Annotated in this window: 15 protein-coding genes; 7 read left to right on the top strand and 8 right to left on the bottom strand. The window is 63.1% G+C overall.

The annotated features are described in order from the left end of the window. Window positions 1–36 precede the first annotated feature (36 nt). The 6 genes from AC1DPX_RS26750 to AC1DPX_RS26725 form a co-directional block, all read right to left on the bottom strand. The gene (locus AC1DPX_RS26750) at window positions 37–1,065 is read right to left on the bottom strand and encodes an ABC transporter substrate-binding protein (protein ID WP_477240531.1); all 1,029 of its coding nucleotides are present in this window, start codon (window positions 1,063–1,065) and stop codon (window positions 37–39) included. Between the two features lie 83 nt (window positions 1,066–1,148). Next, window positions 1,149–1,592, bottom strand: coding sequence for a VOC family protein (locus tag AC1DPX_RS26745; RefSeq protein WP_477240361.1), 444 nt, complete (start codon window positions 1,590–1,592; stop codon window positions 1,149–1,151). Beyond that, window positions 1,589–2,332, bottom strand: a complete 744-nt coding sequence (locus tag AC1DPX_RS26740) for a FadR/GntR family transcriptional regulator (RefSeq protein ID WP_477240359.1) — start codon at window positions 2,330–2,332, stop codon at window positions 1,589–1,591. Before AC1DPX_RS26740 ends, AC1DPX_RS26745 begins: the two co-directional genes overlap by 4 nt. Further along, the gene (locus AC1DPX_RS26735; protein ID WP_477240358.1) at window positions 2,329–3,768 is read right to left on the bottom strand and encodes an FAD-binding oxidoreductase; all 1,440 of its coding nucleotides are present in this window, start codon (window positions 3,766–3,768) and stop codon (window positions 2,329–2,331) included. The genes AC1DPX_RS26740 and AC1DPX_RS26735 overlap by 4 nt, the downstream gene beginning before the upstream one ends. A 262-nt stretch (window positions 3,769–4,030) precedes the next feature. Then, entirely contained in the window at window positions 4,031–5,335 is a 1,305-nt protein-coding gene (locus AC1DPX_RS26730) for a M23 family metallopeptidase (protein WP_477240356.1), read from the bottom strand. 159 nt (window positions 5,336–5,494) lie between these two features. After that, window positions 5,495–6,322, bottom strand: a complete 828-nt coding sequence (locus tag AC1DPX_RS26725; RefSeq protein ID WP_477240354.1) for an FkbM family methyltransferase — start codon at window positions 6,320–6,322, stop codon at window positions 5,495–5,497. Between the two features lie 505 nt (window positions 6,323–6,827). On the opposite strand from AC1DPX_RS26725, the gene AC1DPX_RS26720 reads away from it, so the two are divergent. Both AC1DPX_RS26720 and AC1DPX_RS26715 read left to right on the top strand, forming a co-directional pair. Then, window positions 6,828–7,826, top strand: coding sequence for a sterol desaturase family protein (locus AC1DPX_RS26720; RefSeq protein WP_202359433.1), 999 nt, complete (start codon window positions 6,828–6,830; stop codon window positions 7,824–7,826). Further along, window positions 7,823–8,965: a GNAT family N-acetyltransferase gene (locus tag AC1DPX_RS26715; RefSeq protein ID WP_477240352.1), complete on the top strand. Its 1,143-nt coding sequence runs from the start codon at window positions 7,823–7,825 to the stop codon at window positions 8,963–8,965. The genes AC1DPX_RS26720 and AC1DPX_RS26715 overlap by 4 nt, the downstream gene beginning before the upstream one ends. Before the next feature lie 46 nt (window positions 8,966–9,011). Here the strand turns inward: AC1DPX_RS26715 and AC1DPX_RS26710 are convergent, their stop codons facing one another. After that, window positions 9,012–9,488, bottom strand: a complete 477-nt coding sequence (locus tag AC1DPX_RS26710) for a peroxiredoxin (RefSeq protein WP_477240350.1) — start codon at window positions 9,486–9,488, stop codon at window positions 9,012–9,014. A 95-nt stretch (window positions 9,489–9,583) separates the two neighbouring features. Here AC1DPX_RS26710 and AC1DPX_RS26705 point away from each other — a divergent pair, with 95 nt between their 5' ends. After that, a complete protein-coding gene (locus AC1DPX_RS26705) occupies window positions 9,584–12,964 on the top strand; it encodes a hypothetical protein (RefSeq protein ID WP_477240348.1) in 3,381 nt (1,126 codons plus the stop codon). A 6-nt stretch (window positions 12,965–12,970) separates the two neighbouring features. Here AC1DPX_RS26705 and tyrS read toward each other — a convergent pair whose 3' ends face one another. Beyond that, complete coding sequence (gene tyrS / locus AC1DPX_RS26700; RefSeq protein WP_477240346.1) at window positions 12,971–14,224, bottom strand: tyrosine--tRNA ligase; 1,254 nt, start codon at window positions 14,222–14,224, stop codon at window positions 12,971–12,973. Window positions 14,225–14,650: 426 nt separating this feature from the next. Here tyrS and AC1DPX_RS26695 point away from each other — a divergent pair, with 426 nt between their 5' ends. The 4 genes from AC1DPX_RS26695 to AC1DPX_RS26680 all read left to right on the top strand — a co-directional run bounded on the left by AC1DPX_RS26695 (window position 14,651) and on the right by AC1DPX_RS26680 (window position 18,316). After that, window positions 14,651–15,385, top strand: coding sequence for a glycosyltransferase family 2 protein (locus AC1DPX_RS26695; protein WP_477240344.1), 735 nt, complete (start codon window positions 14,651–14,653; stop codon window positions 15,383–15,385). Beyond that, window positions 15,378–15,710, top strand: a complete 333-nt coding sequence (locus AC1DPX_RS26690) for a lipid-A-disaccharide synthase N-terminal domain-containing protein (protein WP_010909058.1) — start codon at window positions 15,378–15,380, stop codon at window positions 15,708–15,710. The genes AC1DPX_RS26695 and AC1DPX_RS26690 overlap by 8 nt, the downstream gene beginning before the upstream one ends. 95 nt (window positions 15,711–15,805) lie before the next feature. Next, the gene (locus AC1DPX_RS26685; protein WP_477240342.1) at window positions 15,806–17,455 is read left to right on the top strand and encodes an ArnT family glycosyltransferase; all 1,650 of its coding nucleotides are present in this window, start codon (window positions 15,806–15,808) and stop codon (window positions 17,453–17,455) included. Between the two features lie 135 nt (window positions 17,456–17,590). After that, window positions 17,591–18,316 (top strand): phosphatase PAP2 family protein, encoded by a 726-nt coding sequence (locus AC1DPX_RS26680; protein ID WP_477240340.1) that lies wholly within the window; start codon window positions 17,591–17,593, stop codon window positions 18,314–18,316. The last annotated feature ends 11 nt before the right edge of the window (window positions 18,317–18,327 follow it).

Below are 18,327 nucleotides of genomic sequence, written 5' to 3'. Positions count from 1 at the left end.
TTCCAAAAACCGGTTCCCATTTTCTGGGATCATGCTCTAGGCGGCGGGCGCGTCGAGCATCGGCCGCTCGGCAGCCGAAAGTTCGAGGATCTTGGTGGTGTAGACGTCGGCCGCCTTCGGGCGTCCGTTCGGGTACTGGCCGACCTTGTCGAGCAGCGCCAGCTGTTCTTCGATCGAGGCGGGATCGAACGTGCCCCAGCCGTCCTTGGCCGTCGCGCCGTCGAAGGACAGTTTGAGCACCAGGTTGACGGTCTTCTCTTCCCAGCCAAGGTCCATTTCGGGATAGGCGGCGACCATCTTCTTCACCGCCTCCTGCGGGTTGGCGTGCACCCAGCCCCAGCCCTTGGCGACCGCGCCGATGAATTTGGCCAGCGTGTCCGGGTCCTTTTCGATCGCCGTGTCGGTGGCGAAATAGACATCGGCATAGGAACTCAAGCCGAGATCGCGCACCAGAAGGTCGATGCGGTCGTCGCCGACGACGCTGAGCGCCTGCGTGTTGGTGATCCAGCCGCCAATGGCGTCGACATCGCCGCGCACCAGCGGCCCCTTGTCGAAGCCGACATTGATGACGGTGAGGTCGGATGCGCTCATGCCGTTCTTGGCCAGGATCTCATCCATGACGAACCGCGCCGTAGGCTGGATGCCGATTTTCTTGCCCTTGAGGTCGGCGACGCCCTTGATCGGGCTAGAGGCCTTCGAGGTGAGCGCATAGGGGCCGGTGCGGAAGCCGCAGGCGATGATCTTCACCGGCACGCCGCTGGCGCGCGCCGAAAACAGCTGAGGCGTTTCGGAAAATTGGCCAAGTTGTGCCGCGCCCGAGATCACCGGCGGCACGGTCGAGGCGTTCGGGCCGCCCGGGCTGAATTCCACGTCGAGCCCGGCATCCTTGAAATAGCCGTTGGCGACGGCGACGATGTCGCCGATCTGGCCGTTGGACATCAGCCAGTCATACTGGATGACGACCTTGCCGGCGGCCTTCGCGCCGGGTGTCAGCACCAGCTGCAGTCCGCCCGATGCCACGGCAACAGCGGCCAGGCCGGACTTCATGAAGCCGCGGCGGTTCATGTCGTAGTTCCCATTCATTTTTCGCTCCTGTTGCAAGACTGTCTCGTCTCTTCATTGCGCGCCGTTCCCTTGGCGCGGGTGGTCTACGGCTGTTCGTCGTGATAGTCGCCGGGGCCGCCGTCGAGCCAGGCGTAGAGTTCCCAAAGCGTGTCGTCCGGGTCGGTGAAATAGGCGCAGCGTGCATTCCAGACATGGTTTTCGGGCGGGCCATAGAAAGGCACACCCTTGCCCGTCAGTTCGGCATGCAGCCGGTCGATCTCGCCGGGTCCATCGAGCTGGACGGCCACGCAAACCTTGTGCGCATGGCGCGGCGAGCGCAGTTTCGAGACGCCGGCATGCTGGCCGATATGGTCGATCTCCCAGGCGGCCAGCGTCACGCCTTCGCCGTGGAAGTCGGCGAAACCCTCGGCGCGGCGGCGCAGGCGGAAACCGAGCTTGTCGACATAGAATGCAACGGTCCGCTCGATATCCTCGACCAGAAGACAGACGTCGGAAATGCGGGTGATGCTTGCGGCGGCCAAGCTCATTTCCCTCCGCCCGTGCGTTCGCCGCGCGCAGAAGGCAGCTTGACGCCGACACGGTTGGCCGCGCCGATGATGTGCGCGCGCATCGCGGCTTCCGCCTTTGCCGGGTCGCCGGCGACCAGCGCCTCGTAGATGCGCACATGCTCGCCGACATTGACCTCCACCAGATCGTGCAAGGGATTGGTCTGCCGCGCGTAATAGATCGAGCGGCGGATCTGTTCGCAGACGAAGGAGATGAAGGTGTGGATGTAGCTGTTGCCGGTCGCGCGGGCGATTTCGCGGTGGAACAAAAGGTCGGCATCGATGCTGCCGTCTTCCCAGCGCTCTTCGCCGCTCATCCGGTCGAGTGCCGCCTTGATCGCGTCGAGATGTTCCTGCTCGCGCCGTTCGGCGGCAAGGGCGGCGGATTCCGCCTCGAGGATGCAGCGCAGCTCGAAGAGCCGCTCCATGTTCTGCCCCTCTTTCAGCGTCTCGCGGTCGATGCGGATCGCCGCGCGCTGTTCCGGCGCCAGCACGAAGGAGCCGATGCCTTGCCGCGCCTCGACCATGCCGTCGGCGCGCAACTGCGCGATCGCCTCGCGCACGACGTTGCGGCTGACGCCGAATTTTTCCGAAAGCTGCTGCTCCGTCGGCAAAAGGCAGCCCGGATTGAGGTCGCCGGACTCGATCTCGCGGCTGAGGAACGCCGCGACCCGGTGCGGCAACGCCTCGACAGTGCCGATGGCGGCCAGTCTCTGTTTCATGAAGAAGTCTCCGTCGCGGGAAAGAGGCAGCCGGGGTTCATCAGCCCGTCCGGATCGAGCGCATCTTTCAGCGTGCTGACGAGCCGGCGCTGGACAGCGGACATTCCGGCCCAATAGACGCTTTGGCGGGTGCGTCCGATGCCGTGCTCGGCGCTGATCGAGCCGCCGAGAGCGTTGACGATGTCGTATAGGCCAGTTGTGATGGCGGCGCCCCTGGCGCGGGCGTCGGGCTCGGCAAGGTCGACCGGCGGCAGGACATTGAAATGGATGTTGCCGTCGCCGGCATGGCCGTAGGCCTGGGAAATCCAGCCGGGGTGCTGCAGTTCGATAAACTCGCGGGCCCGGGCGATGAGCGTGGGGATGTCGGAGATGCGCACTGAAAGATCGGTGCGCACATGGTAGCCGCGCCTGGCCTGGCCCTCGACCAGCCCCTCGCGAATGGCCCAAAACGCCCTGGCCTGCGCGCAGCTATCGGCCAGAACGGCGTCGGTGACAAGGTCTTCTTCCATCGTGCTGGCAAGGAAATCCACCAGCAAGGCGCGCAAATCGATCGCGGCGCTCGACGACAATTCGATCAGCACATGGACTGGTGCGGTGACCAGCGTGACGACGTCCGGGTCGGCGAGGCGCGCCAGCTCCATGCATTCCGCGCCGATGATCTCGAAGGCCGATATCAGGTCGGAGCATTCGCGTCGGGCGCGCCTGAACAGCGATATAGCCGCGTCGAATGAGGGGAGCCCCAGATAGGCGGTCTCGACGCGGCCGGGTTTCGGAAAGAGCTTCATCTCGACGCCCGTGATGATGCCCAGCGTGCCCTCTGCGCCGATGAACAGCTGCTTCAGATCGTAGCCGCGGTTGTCCTTCCGCAGGCCGGAAAGACCGTTCCACAATTCACCGTCCGGCAGCACCACTTCCAGCCCGACAATGAGGTCGCGCGCCATGCCGTAGCGCAGCACGTTGACGCCGCCGGCATTGCTGGCGGCGTTGCCGCCGATCTGGCAGCTGCCTTGAGCCCCGAGCGCCAGCGGAAACAGGCAGTCCTGCTCGTCCGCCGCATCCTTGATGCGCTGCAGGATACAGCCGGCATCCGCCTGCAGGAGAAAGTTGTCGGCGTCGACGAGGCGGATCCTGGTCAGCCGCTCCAGGCTGATGACCACCGCGCCTCGAGCCGTGCCGATATCGATCGCACCCGCCACGAGCCCGGTGTTGCCGCCTTGCGGGATCATCGCCAACCCGAGCTTGCCGCAGAGCCGAACGGCGGCCTGAACTTCAGCGGCCGAAGCCGGTTTCAGCACCGCAAGGGCGCCACCATGATGATCGCCGGACCAGTCCACGAGGTATTTCGCCATGTTAGCCGCATCGGCAGCCACACCGTCTTGCCCCAGGAGATGCTCCAGGGCGGCAAGGACGTCAGTCGAAATGCCGTGAATGGTCATTGTTGGTGTGGCGCTGGTGTTGTGGCGTATGGTTATACATATCATCCTACAACTGGAATTGTGTCAACACCGGCAGGCCGAACGGCCGTGGACAAAGTCGCTTGCCAGATTGTCGGGATGAGGTCTCGGTCAAGGAAGCGAAGCGACCGGCTGACGGTCTAGGCCCGCCCGGATAGCGCTCACTCGATCCCGGATTGCTTGCAGCGTGGGGCAGACCTGGTTCGGGAGGTGTTGATGCCAATCAGGTCAGTGCCGGCGCAGCTCAGAGATACTGGGCGACCTTCTTGCCGACGGTGAGGAAGCGCAAGGGATCGATCGCTTCGCCATTGTGGCGCACTTCATAATGCAGATGCGGGCCGGTCGAGCGGCCGCTGCTGCCGGTCTTGCCGATGACGGCGCCGGCGTCCAGCTTCTCGCCCACGGTCACGTCGATTTCGCTGAGATGTCCGTAACGGGTCGCAAAGCCGTTGCCGTGATCGACTTCCACCATGCGGCCATAGCCGCCGTTCCAGCCGGCCTTGGTGACGATGCCGGGCGCCGTGACCTTGGCGTCCATGCCGATCGGTGCCCTGAAATCCATGCCCGAATGGAGTGCTGCGGTGCCGAGGATGGGATCGGTCCGCACGCCGAACGGGCTGGTGACGGAGTGGCCGGGCGCGGGGTTGGCAAGGGGCAGCTGGCGCGCTTCCTTCTTCAGCTGGTCGAGCGTGTCCAGGGCTTCGTCCAGTTCCTTGACCTTGCTGTCGAACATCATCGAACTGTCGAGAGGGATCAGCGGGCCGCCGACATCACTTTGGTTCTTGCCGAAATCGCTGTCGACGGGCAGTCCGGCGGCCTGCAGTGCCTGCTGGATGGCATCGGCGCTCTTGTAGGCGTTGTCCGCAAGTGTGCTGATGCGGGTCAGTTGTTCGGTTTCGATGGATTTCAGCGACTGGTTGATCGAGACGAACAGCCTGTCGGCACGATCGGCTGCTGTGTCGCTGGGCAGCGGGTCGGTGCGGGTCGACCACAAGGAGAACGGCCTTGTATCGGCAGCACCCAGGTCGGCAGCCAGGCTGGCGACCGCGTAGGTCTGCGCGAACTGGCTGATGCTGCCGGTCACCTCGGCGTGCTTGTCCGGTTTGGCGGCCGCGGCCGGATCCTCGGCGGGCGCCATTCCGACGTCATTTTCGGCGCGCTCGAGCAGCGGGCCGAGACGGCCATGGCGCTGGCTGAGTTGCGTCTGGCGTTCGATCAATTCGCTGACCTTGTTTTCCATCAATTGCTGGTCGAGCAACTGGCGGCTGGTGATGCGGTCGACCTGGGCGCGAAGCGCCGAGATGCGGTCTTCGTAGGCCTGCTGCATGCGCGCCTGGCGCGCGGTGGTGGCGCCGATCAGGTCGTCGCGCAGCACGAGATAGGAGGTCGCCAGGAGGTAGCCGATGGCAATCGCGGCCAGTGCCGAGCCGATGAATGCCGCGAGCCAGGGCCGGATCGTGAAATGCCTGATCTCATTGCCGCGGGCGATGATGACCGTATGGGGTTCCTTGCGCCTGCCGAAGACTGCGGACTGACCGGTTGCGTTCACGGGACCAAGCTTTCGTTTACGATACCACGACAGCCTGATTACACATCATTAAGGTTAACCGTCCGTTGACTTGGTACAACCCGTTGCAACTCAAGGGGGCGAGAGCGCTGGCGCCGCGGAAGCCAGCGTCTCGCGGTCCGTGATGTGGGAGGCGTCCGGCTAAAGCGGCTCGCAGAAGACGTGAGGGTTCTCGAACTGCGAGAGATAGTCGACGTTAAACGTTGTACCCATATCCGCCTCTTCGCCGAAGACATCGCCAAGGGCAGTGAAACGATAGCCGCCAAAGAATGCGGCCAGCGCGGATAGGGAGGCCATTCGATTTGGCGAGAGGAAATTGTGGATTTCCAGATCAATTATCGGACGCATGGCCAGGACGCGGCTCATACCGCTCAACGCCTCAACCTCAAATCCTTCGACGTCGACTTTCAGGAAATCGACACGAACATCGCCCGGCAGATCGCTATCCAGGTCAACGATGGAGATGGTGTCTCCACTATCCGAGCCGGCCTGCACCATGATGTTGCTCTGGTTGCGATCGTAACCAATTTGAGCGGGAGCGGCGCCAACGCCAACGGATCGAACCGTCACATTATGCAACCCGTTCAAGACCGCGTTGGCCCGGATCACGTCGGCATTCTCTGGCAATGCTTCATAGGCGATCACCCGGCCCGTGGGGCCGACTCGCTTGGCAAAAATCACGGTCATCATGCCGTGGTGGGCGCCGCAATCCACGACCGTCATCCCCGGCTTGATCCGATCATAGCACCACTTGCGCTCCGGCATGAACTGCTGCGGTGACGCCGCGTACCAGTGATGGCCGACCTCATTGGCGATGTGAAAGTCGAACACCAGGTCTTCGAACACTCTATCGCGGGCAATATAGGGCTTGAACGGAACGTCCGTTGGCGCGGTTTGTTCGATCGTTCCTTCTAATTTGGGCGCCGCTTCAACAGACGGAAACAGTTTCCTGGCAAGCGATTTAAACAAGGGTGGCCTCCAACGATCTGGTAGTGGGCAACCTATACTCGCACCTTTCTGGCAAGGCCACCTCAAACGCAACATGTTCCACCGGACACCAGCCTGGCTCCAGACCGCAGGAGGCAAGTACCATTGGACCGGAACTTCGCAGGGGCTCTGACCGGGTGGTGAAATCGGAAGACGGCCGGCCTGATGATCCGGCCGGTTCCAGCAGCGTCGACTAGGCTGTGTTCGACTTTGCAGTGAACAGTGACCCGGGCAGGGCGGCGAAATAGCCAAGGGGCATCCAATGCGGCGACGAATGCACGCTGCGCGGGCAAAGGTTGCATGAAACGGCCAAGGGCGCGGCCACAATGCCGTGAAATCATGGCGATGAGCACCAGTCGGCTGCCAGTAGAACGCCCGTTGATCGCGGATCAAAGTCTAGGATTCCTTAACTGTCTTCGATTGCTTTTAATTGACGGTTTTCGATTAAAAGCAGTACCGGGGTTTGGGAGGTACTATGGCGGCAGGAATGCTGGGCGATCTGGTTGGCAAGGTCCTCGACAAGATCTCGAGCACCAGTTTGCTGGCAACCGGGCTTTTGCTGTTGACTGCTTTTGTCAGCGCGCTCGTTGCCTATTGGCGCACCGCCGAGGAGAAGAGCTGGAAGGAGTTCTTCGAGTTCGTCGTCCCGCATGAGGTCATCACCCATCCCTCGGCGAGGGCCGACCTGCTGTTCTGGGTGACGAAGAAGGCCCTGATGCCCTTCCTGATGCTGCCCGCCGGCATAGTCTTCGTCTCGGCGGTGGGCTATGCGACCAACTGGCTGTTTTCGACGCTCTTCCAGTTCCAGCCGCCTCTGGTCGAAGGGCCGGCGGGGCCGGTGACGGTGCTGATCTTCACCCTCACCATGCTGCTCGCCTACGATATTTCCTACTATCTCTATCACGTCGCCCAGCATCGCTATCCGCTGCTTTGGGAATTGCACAAGGTGCATCACTCGGCCGAGGTGATGGTGGGGATCACCAAGGACCGGGTTCACCCGCTCGACGAACTGATGAATCGCGCCTGGGATGGCGTCGTCGTCGGTGTCTGCTTCGGCATCTGGTCGCTGATTTCGCTGAACCTTGTCGAACTGACCGTCTTTGGCGTCAACGTCTATGTCATGCGCAACATCCTGATGATGGATTTCGTCAGGCACACGCATTTCAAGATCTCGTTCGGCCCGCTCAACAATGTGATCCTGTGTCCTCACTGGCACCAGCTGCATCACAGCACCGATCCGCGCCACTATGACAAGAATTTCGGGCTGCTCTTCTCGTTCTGGGACCGGCTCTTCGGAACATTGTGCGTGCCGAGGCCCGACGAGGACTTCAAGTTCGGACTGGTCGACCGCGACGTGCGTGACTACCAGTCGCTCGCCGGCCTCTACGTCATGCCGCTGAGGCGGATGTGGGGACACATTGCCAGGCGCATCCGGCGTGCAAAGCCAAGGACCACGCGATCATCGGAAGAAGGGACACGGCCATGAACGCTCCCTTCGTGCTCGCCATCCCGCGGACACGCACCTTCGAAGTCGTGACATCGGCGGCGCGCCTGGCCGAGATCGCACCGGCCTGGGCCGCGCTCTGGCAGCGAGCCGGCGGGCTTGTCTTCCAGCACCCGGACTGGATCGGGGCCTGGTGGCGCACCACCCCGCATCAGGAGCGGCGCACGCTCAGGATCGGGCTTGCCTGGAACGGCGACCGGCTCGACGGCGTCATCGCGCTTGCGACTTTCAAGCGCTCCGGCATCCGCATACTCGAATGGGCGGCGAAGGATCACAGTGACTATGGCGACGCGCTGGTTGCGCCCGACAGCGATCCGCAGGTGATCGCCCGCCTCTGGCAGCACGTTTTTGATCAGGGCGGCTTCGACCTCATCTATCTCAACCGTCTGCTGCCGGATGCCGGTGTTCACGCCCTGCTGGACCCGGCCTCGCACCATGGCACGGCGCTTCGGCCCAACCACCGCACTGAAATCAGCTACCGTGTCGCGGGCCCCTGGCAGAGTGGGGCGGAATGGTTCGAGACGCTGTCCAAGAAGGCCCGGCAGAACTACCGTCGTGGCCGCAAGTTCATGGAGGAAGGCGGTGCATTGCGTTTCCGCCTGCTGGATGCGGACGAACCACGCGAGCCGGTGCTGGCGCGGGTCGCGGTGCTGAAGCGCCTCTGGCTCGCCCGGCACGGCCGTGTTTCGGACCTGTTCGACAAGGGCTCGCCGGTTCTCGCCGCGCTTATTTCCGTGCTGGCCGAACTCGGCCTGCTACGTATCTTCGTGTTGGAACTTCACGACACGATCGTGGCCGTCTCGATCAATTTCGAACAGCACGGCACGATGATGGCTTTCGTCACCACCTATGATCCTGAATATGAGCGCGCCTCACCGGGCATGGTGCTGATGATGGACTATATCCAGTGGTCGCTCGACCGCAGCCTTGCCAAAGTCGATTTTCTCTGCGGCGGCGAGGATTTCAAGCGGCGCTTCGCCACGCAATCGGTCACGCTGTCGTCGATGATCGGCGCGCGCGGCTTGCACGGCCATCTCGCCGCGCTGGCCGATCATGTGAACCATGTTTCGAAATCCTGGCGGACACGGCGGCAGCCGAAGGCTGAAACGTCAGACGAGTGAGGACGCCTCGTTCGGCGCGAGCGGAATTGCTGATTGCGTTCCTGGGTTATGACGCTTGGAGCGCGCGAACGGCTTCCAGCACTTCCTCGGCATGGCCTTTGACCCGGACCTTGCGCCAGATCCTTGCGATCCGCCCGTCACGACCGATCAGGAACGTCGCCCGTTCGACGCCCATATATTTGCGGCCATACATCGATTTCTCGACCCACAGATGGTAGGCCTCGATCACCTTGCGCTCCTCGTCGGCGGCAAGGTCGACGGTGAGATTGTACTTAGATTTGAACTTGTCGTGCTTCTTGACGTTGTCGGGTGACAGACCGATCACGACGGCGCCGGCCTTCTCGAACTCGGGTTTCAGCTGCGAAAAGCTGATTGCCTCTTGCGTACAACTCGTCGTGTCGTCCTGCGGATAGAAATAGAGGACAACGGGTTTGCCGGACGAGGACGAAAGGCTTAGAGAGCCGCCACCATCGCGGGGCAGATCGAATTGCGGCGCAAGATCGCCCACGTCGAGGTCAGCCATATCGATGCCCTTGTTTGAGGTTACGCGCGAAGCCACACCGATATAGTGTCGACCGGGGATTCGTCCACGAGCGAATTTGTACAACGGAAGATTGCGTGGATCAGGAGCAACCGCAGCACGAGAAGATCAGGTTCAGGCGTGACGAGATCACCGACCTGGGAGCCCTGCCGTCCGCGTGCCGCGTTCCGCCGCTCGGTCAGGCGTCGATTGGCCGCGGATTCCGCATCCTGTCGCGCGTGTTCGCCGGCATCGTCGCGTTCATGCTTTTGGCCGCGGTCGTTGTCTATCTGGTCGGGGCATCCGGGGTCGGCTCGGAGCGGCTTCGGGCCGAGGCGGAGACCGCCATCGAGAAGCTCGCTGGTGTCGATGTTGATGTGGCGGTCGGGCCGGCGCGCATCACGCTCGACAGTTCGAGCTTCGTCGCGCTTCAAGTCAGCGACGTCAGCCTGAAGACATCGGACGGCAAACCGATGGCGGACGCCGGCCGCGTCCGCTTCGGCATGCGCCTTATCCCGCTTCTTTGGGGAGAGGTGCGGCTGACCAGCGCCAGGATCTCGGATGCCCGCATCATGGTGGCGGCAATGCCGTCCGGCGGCGACTGGACGGCGCAATTGCGCAATGAGGACGGCCTCGTCGATCCGGAGAAACTGTCCGAGGCGGTGTTCGGCAACATCCATCGCGCGCTCGACGCCGTGCGGGAAGATTCCATGCGCCGGATCGATCTCGGCAATGTCGAATTCGTGCTGCCCGACGCGGGGGCGATCAAGCTGGTCAAGATCGCCGACGCCACTGTCGTTCAGTCGGGGCCGGGCGCCGTGGAGTTTTCCTCGGAGGCCGATGTTGACGGCAGGACGGTCAAGATTGCCGCCGCCGCCACCCGCGATGTCGCCGCGCATCGCGTGACCGCGCTGAATGCGAATGTCGATCTGGCGGCTGCCGACGACACTGCCGCCGGCGCCGGGAAGCTCGGCGCGATCGCGTTGAAGCTGACAGGAGTGGAAGGATCCGGCACCAAAGAATCGCGGCTGACGGCCTCCCTGTCGTCCGCCGGGTCGGTGCTCGATCTTGGCACGCGCGGGTTGCTGCCCGCCGATGTCGATGTCGATGCGACGCTTGTCCATGGCAGCAACAAGATCCAGGTCGACAGGCTGCTGCTGAAGACCGGCCGGTCCTCCTTCAATTTCGGCGGCTCGATCGGGCCAAAGCCGGCGACAGGGGCGGCAGGCGAGGAGCCCTCCTACCGCTACGACCTGACCAGCGACGGTTCGACCCTGGCGCCGTCGGAATCGCCCGAGCCCGCTCTCGCCTTCCTCGCTCGCATCGCCGGCGTCTATCAGACCAAGAGCCATAAATTGGTGGCTGAGCAGATCGCGGTTCGGTCCGCCGCCGCCGGCGAGGTGCTCGGCACCGCGGCCGTGGCTTTCGTTGACGGCAAGGCCCCCGGGATCAATCTGGCGCTCAACGTCCATGACATGCCGGTCTCGCACGTCAAGCAGCTATGGCCGTGGTTTTCGGCGCGCAATGCGCGGCTCTGGGTGCTCGACAATCTGTTCGGCGGTCGCGTCGTCGATGCCAGCCTCCAGTTCCAGGTCGTGCCGGATCGCCTCGGCAATGGCGTGCCGCTTTCGGCCGACGAGGTGTTCGGCCGCTTCCAGATCGAAGGCTCGCGTTTTGACACGGCCGGCCGCATTCCGCCGATTCGCGACGCGGTCGGCGTCGTTTCCTTCCACGGCAATGACGTCGACATCTCGCTCGCCTCGGGCACTGTCTTCATGCCCAGCGGCCGCACCGTGGCGGCCAGCAACGGCACCCTGGCGGTCAAGGCGGCGAACCGCCCGCCGGTCATCGGCGCCCTCGACATCGATGTGGAGGGCGAGGCGCCGGCTGTCGCCGAACTTGCCTCGTACGAGCCGATCAACGCCATGCGCCATGTCGGCTTCCTGCCGGAGGACCTGTCCGGCAACGTCACCGGCCATGTCCGGGCCGACATTCCGCTGCAGTCAGGCGTCGATACCTCGAAGCTCGACTGGCTGGTGTCGCTCGACTACACCGGCCTGTCGCTGGCCAAGCCGTTCGAGGGACAGATCTTGACGGATGCCGACGGCTCGATCACCGTCGACCCCGAAAAGGCGGTGATCTCCGCCAAGGCATCGCTCAACGGCATTCCTGCCGAACTCGACCTTATCGAGCCGTTGGCCGACGATGGGCCGGCGCGCAGCCGCAAGGTGGCCCTGGTGCTCGACGACAAGGTCCGTGCCGCGGCCATGCCCGGCCTGACGCCGCTGCTTGGCGGAACGGTGAAGGTCGCGATCGACAAGAGCGGCACCGGCAACCAGAACGTCTCGGCCGACCTGACCAATGCCAGGCTGGACATTCCCTGGGCCGGCTGGAGCAAGGGGGCAGGGGTTCCCGCCAGCGTCACCTTCGTCATGACCAAGGCCGGCGAGACCACGACACTGTCCGATTTCAACCTCGACGGCAAAACATTCTCCATCGACGGCAGCATCGTGCTGGTCAACGGCGCCCTGTCGTCGGCGAAATTCAGCAAGGTCACCTTGAACCGGGGTGACAATGTCGCGATTGCGGTGAAACGATCGGGCAAGGGCTATGCCGTCGACATCAATGGCAACGCGCTCGACGCCCGTTCGCTCATCAAGCAGTTCACGTCCGATGTGGATACCGCGACCAAGACGACCGGAACAGACAACATTTCCGTCAGCGCCGATGTCGAGCAGCTCACCGGCTTCCATGACGAGCAACTGTCCAATTTGAAGCTCGATTACAGCGCGGCGGGCTCGAGGGTGAACGGCCTGAAGGTCAGCGCCACGGCAAGTTCGGGCGCGGCCATCACCATCAGCAACACAACCGGCGATGGCCGGCGCTCGCTGAACGTGAAGTCAGCGGACGCCGGCGCGATATTGAGGTTCCTGAACGTCTACGAGCATATGGAAGGCGGCTCGATCATGCTGGCGCTGACCGGAGCCAGCGACGGGCCGATGAAGGGCAAGGTCGACACCAGCAATTTCTTCATCGTCAACGAACCAAAGCTCGCCTCCATCGTCTCGACCACGCCGGCCGGCGACAACCGCAGCCTCAACCAGGCGGTCAAGGGCAATCTCGATACGTCGCGGGTCAAGTTCGAGCKCGGCTACGCCGAGATCGAGAAAGGCGGCGGCTATCTGAAGTTGGCCAATGGCGTGCTGCGCGGCCCGCGCATCGGCACGACGTTCCAGGGCATCCTCTATGACCAGAACAACAATATGGACATGACCGGCACCTTCATGCCGGTCTATGGCCTCAACCGCATCTTCGGCGAACTGCCCATTGTCGGCGCGCTGCTTGGCAACGGCCGCGACCGTGGCCTGATCGGCGTCACCTACCGGCTGAGGGGCAATGCCAACAAGCCGGTGCTCGACGTCAACCCGCTCTCGGTGATCGCCCCGGGCATCTTCAGGTCGATCTTCGAATATCGGTAAACGGCCTCAGGCCGGCCGCACCAGGACGTGTTTTTTCTTGCCCAGTGAAAGCTTTACGACGTTTTCCGGACTCAGATCCTGAAGCGTGATCATGCGGCGGTCGTCACTGACCGACTGGTCGTTGATGCGAACCGCGCCGCCCTGTATGTGCCGCCGTGCCTCGCCATTGGACGACGCAAGTCCGGCCGTGACCAGCAGCGACAGGATGCCGACGCCGGCTTCGAGCGCTGCCTTGTCGGCCCCGACGGTCGGCAAGGTTTCGGCGAGCGCGCCTTCCTCGAAGGTTTTTCGCGCCGTTTCCTCTGCCTGGTTCGCCGCTTCGCGGCCATGGACGATCGCCGTCGTCTCCGTCGCCAGGATCTTCTTGGCTTCGTTGATCTCGGAGCCGCCGAGCGCGGCCAGGCGTGCGATCTCGTCGAGAGGCAGGCGCGTGAATATCTTCAGGAAGCGCTCGACATCGGCGTCCTCGGTGTTGCGCCAGTACTGCCAGAAATCATAGGGCGAGAAGAGGTCGCCGTTGAGCCAGACCGCACCCTTCGCCGACTTGCCCATCTTGGCGCCCGACGATGTCGTGAGCAGCGGCGTGGTCAGCGCGTAAAGCTGCGGCGTGCCCATGCGGTGGCCGAGATCGACGCCGTTGATGATGTTGCCCCACTGGTCCGACCCGCCCATCTGCAGGCGGCAGTTCTGGCGCCGGGCGAGTTCGACGAAATCATAGCCCTGCAGGATCATGTAGTTGAATTCGAGGAACGACAGCGACTGCTCGCGGTCGAGCCTGAGCTTGACGCTGTCGAAGGTCAGCATGCGGTTGACGGAGAAATGCCGGCCGACATCGCGCAGGAACTCGACATAGTTGAGCTTCATCAGCCAGTCGGCATTGTTGACCATGATGGCGTCGTTCGGACCGTCGCCGAACCGCAGGATCCGGCCGAAGATGCGCTTTATGCCTTCGATGTTGGTGGCGATCGCCTCGGGCGTCAAAAGGCTGCGCTGGTCGTCGCGGAAGGATGGGTCGCCGATCATCGACGTTCCGCCGCCCATCAGCGCGATCGGCCGGTGTCCGGTTTCCTGCAGCCAGTACAGCATGGTCGCCGAGATCAGATTGCCGATATGCAGGCTGGTGGCGGTGGCGTCGTAGCCGACATAGGCGGTGACCGTTTCCTTGGCGAAAAGCTCGTCGAGGCCGGTCTCATCCGAAATCTGGTGGATGAAGCCGCGCTCGCTCATCGTGCGCAGGAAATCGGATTTGAAGGCAGGCATATTTTGTTTCCCGAAAGCGTCCAGCCGGTCTGACACGGCCCACATGAAGGCGCGCGTTTAGCATCCAAGCGCGATCAGCAAAAGTGGAATCCGGTTTTGCGGCAGATCGCGCTTCAATCAGGGACTCGCGATCAGCAAAAGTGGAATCCGGTTTTGCGGCAGATCGCGCTTCAATCAGGGACCCGCGATCAGCAAAAGTGGAATCGGGTTTTGCGTCGGATTGGCTATGCGCAAAGGATCCCAAGATGTCCGAGATGATCACCCGATCTTGAAACGCCGCGCTGCGCCGTCCGGCACGAATGCTTGCTTCATCGTTTCGGCTGGCGTAATGAGGCGCCGCGCCAAAGGTTCTTGCAGCCCACGACCTCGAGCGGCACCGCACGGCATCCACCAATGCCATATCCGACGACAGAGCCCCGACGCGACATGCCGGACGCATTGATATCCATCGTCATTCCTTGCAGGAACGAGGCGGCAAACCTGCCGCTCCTGATCGACGAGATCGAGGCGGCGATGGCCGGGCGCGACTTCGAACTGATCATCGTCAATGATGGCTCGACAGACGATACCGCTGCCGTGCTTGCCGAGCAGACGGCACTTCGCCCGTTCCCGGTGCGGGAGTTGCGGCACCAGAAATCGGCAGGCCAGAGCCTTTCGGTGCGCTCGGGCGCCTGGGCGGCGCGCGGCGGCATCGTCGCCACGATCGACGGCGACGGCCAGAACGATCCGCAATATATTCCCGTGCTGGTCGACGCCTTGCGGCAGTCCGGTCCCGATTTCGGCGCCGCCCAGGGGCAGCGCCTCAAGCGTCGCGACAGCAAGGTCAAGCAGCTGGCGTCGCGCTTCGCCAACTGGCTGAGAAACGCCATCCTGCATGACGAGACGCGCGATACCGGCTGCGGCCTGAAGGCTGTGCACACCGATATCCTGCGCAAACTGCCGTTCTTCGACGGCACCCACCGCTTCGTTCCGGCTTTGGTCATCCAGGAAGGCTACCGGGTCGTGCATTGCGATGTCGTCGACCGCTCGCGCCGTCACGGCAAGTCGAATTACGGCATTTTCGATCGCGGCCTGCAGGGCGCGCTCGATCTCGGCGGTGTCTGGTGGCTGCGCCGCCGGCGCCGCAGAATGCCAAAAGTAGAGGAAATCAAGCGTGTTTAACGTGCTTCAGGAACTGGGGACCTGGCTTCACCAGGTCTTCATCAAGCAATTCGATGCGTGGATCCTGCTCGGCTTCGTTGCGCAGTTCTTCTTCACCATGCGCTTTGTCGTGCAGTGGCTGGCCTCGGAAAAGGCCAAGCGCAGCGTCGTGCCGGTGGCCTTCTGGTTCTTCTCGCTGTTCGGCGGCGGCCTGCTTCTGATCTATGCCATCCAGCGCCAGGATCCGGTGTTCATCGCCGGCCAGGCCATGGGCATGTTCATCTACATCAGAAATCTCTGGCTGATCGCCAATGAGCGCAAGGCGGCGATGACCAAGGTCGATTGAGCGGCCCGTCGTATAATCTTTTGCATGTCGTCTTCCCAAAACCGCGGCACACTTTTGGGCGACATGCTGGTGAAAATGGTCACAGAGGCTAAAGCATGGCGTTGAACAGGAACTACATTCTTCTCTTCCTGTTCAGCCTGGTGATGACGCTTTCGGGGCTGGCGTCGCTGCCGCCGATCGACCGCGACGAGTCACGCTTTGTCCAGGCGACCAAGCAGATGGCCGAGAGCGGCGACTATGTCGACATCCGCTTCCAGGAGGCCTCGCGCTACCAGAAGCCGGTTGGTATATACTGGCTGCAATCGGCGGCCGTGACGCTAAGCGGCAAGGGCGCCGAAGCGCCGATCTGGGTCTATCGCACGATCTCGGCGCTGGGCATTGCTTTTGCGGTGCTGGCGATCACCTGGACGGGAACCAATCTTTTCAGCGCCAATGCCGGCATCGCCGCCGGCCTCGTCATGGCCGCGATCTTCGCCACGGCCTTCGAGGGCCGCGACGCCAAGACCGATGCGATGCTGCTGGCCTGCTGCGTGGCGGCGCAAGGCGCACTGGCGCAGATCTATCTGGCATCGCGCCGCAACGAATCGATCGCCGGCCATCTCTGGTGGATTTTCTGGATCGCGCAAGGCGCGGCGATCCTGATCAAGGGGCCGATTGCACCGCTTTTATCGGCGCTGACCGTCGCGGTGCTGTTCGCCTTCGAACGCGACGGGCGCTGGCTGTCGAAGCTCCGGGTTGGGCGCGGCCTGTTGCTTGTTTTGGTCATCGCGCTGCCCTGGCTCGCCGCGATCACCTGGAAAAGCCACGGCGCTTTCCTGCAGCAGGCGGTCGGCAAGGACATGCTCGGCAAGGTCGCGTCTGGCGAGGAATCGCATGGCCTGCCGCCCGGCTTCTACATGCTGACCTATTCGCTTTTCATGTGGCCGTTCGGGCTGATCGCGGTCGGCGCCGGCCTCCAGGCCCTCAACCGTCTGCGCGACGATGTCAGGCTGCGCTTCTGCCTCGCCTGGTACATCCCGTTCTGGCTGGTGTTCGAGCTGATCCCGACCAAGCTGCCTCACTATGTTCTGCCGGCCTATCCCGGCATGGCGCTGCTGATCGGCTGGCTGCTGACATTGCAGCCGGAGGATGCCAATGCGCCGCTCAAACGCTGGCAGCAATGGCTGTGGTGGTCGACCGCCTTCGGCCTGGTCGTGGTCAGCCTCGGCCTTGCGGCGGTCTGCATCGGAGCGCCGATCTATCTCACCCACACTTTCTCCTGGTGGAGCATTCCGGCGGCCGCCGCCGCATTGGGCACGGGCTATTTCGCGTTTTCGCGCCAGTGGCAGGTGCCGTTGCCCCGTATTGGCGCCACCGCCGCCTGTGCCGGCATCACCTATGCCTTGCTGTTCGGCGTCATTGCCCCGTCGCTGAAGCCGATCTGGCTGAGCCCGGCGATCAAGCAGGCGGTACTCGCCAACAAGCCTTGCGACACGACGGTGCTGGCCTCGGCGCGGTATCAGGAGCCGAGCCTGGTGTTCCTGGTCGGCACCAAGACGGTGTTGACCGATGTCGGCGGCGTGGCGCAGCATCTGCTTGCCGATCCTGCCTGTGCCTTGGGCCTAGCGCCGATCGAGGACGAGCAGAAACTGAACGGCATGCTGTCGGTGCAAGGCAAATCGGCGAACCGCGTCGCCGAGATCGACGGCCTCAACTATTCGTCGGGAGACAAATTGTCGCTTGGCCTCTATCGTGTGGCCCCATGACGGCTCGTCGATGCCCATGACGGCAACAATGGGGTCGAATTCCCAATGCTCGTAAAATCGCGCCCTTCAGTTTCCGGTCGGCTCCTTGGGGTAGGGCGCCGATCCCTGAGCAATTTTGGCGACACCACGCGGATCGTGAGAGGGCGCTTTGCCACCCGTCCCGCGCGTTACCCCAATATCGCATGGCCGCTCTGGAGCCTGGTCTGGCTGTTGCTGACGGCGGCGGCATTTGTTCGCCTCGATACGCCGGCAGGGATGGTCCATGGCCAATGGTCTGGAGCCGGGGTGGCCGAATTCCTGACCCAGTTCGCACTCGGTGGCTGGTACCTGATCCCGGCGGCGCTCTTGCTCGTCGCTGCCAATCTGACCGATTGGCGAAGCCTTTCGCGGCGATCGCTGATGCTTGTCTACAACTGGACTTGCCTGGCGTTTCTGGTGCTGAGCGCCGTCGGCCTGTCCGGCCTGCTGGTCAATGTCCTGAAATATGCGATCGGCCGGGCGCGCCCGCTCTACTTCCAGGATTTTGGCGTGCTCGCCCTGCATCCCTTCGCCTTTGACGCGCGCTTCGCCGGTTTTCCATCCGGCCATGCCACGACGATGGGGGCGGTGTTCGGCGTTCTCCTGCTCTTGTTTCCGCGGCGCTGGTATATCGCCCTGGTGATCACCGCCTGTCTCGCCTCGACCAGGGTTTTCGTCGGCGCGCACTATCCGAGCGATACGGTGGCCGGCTTCGGCCTTGGCTGCGCCTTCGCGCTGGCCAGTGGGCTGGTGTTCGCCCGGCTCGGCTTCATCTTCCGTCCGACGCCGTCAGGATTGCCGGTCCGCAAGGCGTCCTTCCGGCTGATTGCTCCGGAAAGATAGGTCGTTGCCAG

The organism is Mesorhizobium sp. 01N446 (assembly GCF_056399285.1).
This window is presented reverse-complemented; position numbering and strand designations above follow the sequence as displayed.

Excerpts from the sequence above, each read along its gene's own strand:
- tyrS (WP_477240346.1), bottom strand. The coding sequence starts at position 14,224 with ATGCCTGCCTTCAAATCCGATTTCCTGCGCACGATGAGCGAGCGCGGC.
- AC1DPX_RS26695 (WP_477240344.1), top strand. The coding sequence starts at position 14,651 with ATGCCGGACGCATTGATATCCATCGTCATTCCTTGCAGGAACGAGGCG.
- AC1DPX_RS26685 (WP_477240342.1), top strand. The coding sequence starts at position 15,806 with ATGGCGTTGAACAGGAACTACATTCTTCTCTTCCTGTTCAGCCTGGTG.
- AC1DPX_RS26745 (WP_477240361.1), bottom strand. The coding sequence starts at position 1,592 with ATGAGCTTGGCCGCCGCAAGCATCACCCGCATTTCCGACGTCTGTCTT.
- AC1DPX_RS26710 (WP_477240350.1), bottom strand. The coding sequence starts at position 9,488 with ATGGCTGACCTCGACGTGGGCGATCTTGCGCCGCAATTCGATCTGCCC.
- AC1DPX_RS26750 (WP_477240531.1), bottom strand. The coding sequence starts at position 1,065 with ATGAACCGCCGCGGCTTCATGAAGTCCGGCCTGGCCGCTGTTGCCGTG.
- AC1DPX_RS26720 (WP_202359433.1), top strand. The coding sequence starts at position 6,828 with ATGCTGGGCGATCTGGTTGGCAAGGTCCTCGACAAGATCTCGAGCACC.
- AC1DPX_RS26715 (WP_477240352.1), top strand. The coding sequence starts at position 7,823 with ATGAACGCTCCCTTCGTGCTCGCCATCCCGCGGACACGCACCTTCGAA.
- AC1DPX_RS26735 (WP_477240358.1), bottom strand. The coding sequence starts at position 3,768 with ATGACCATTCACGGCATTTCGACTGACGTCCTTGCCGCCCTGGAGCAT.
- AC1DPX_RS26740 (WP_477240359.1), bottom strand. The coding sequence starts at position 2,332 with ATGAAACAGAGACTGGCCGCCATCGGCACTGTCGAGGCGTTGCCGCAC.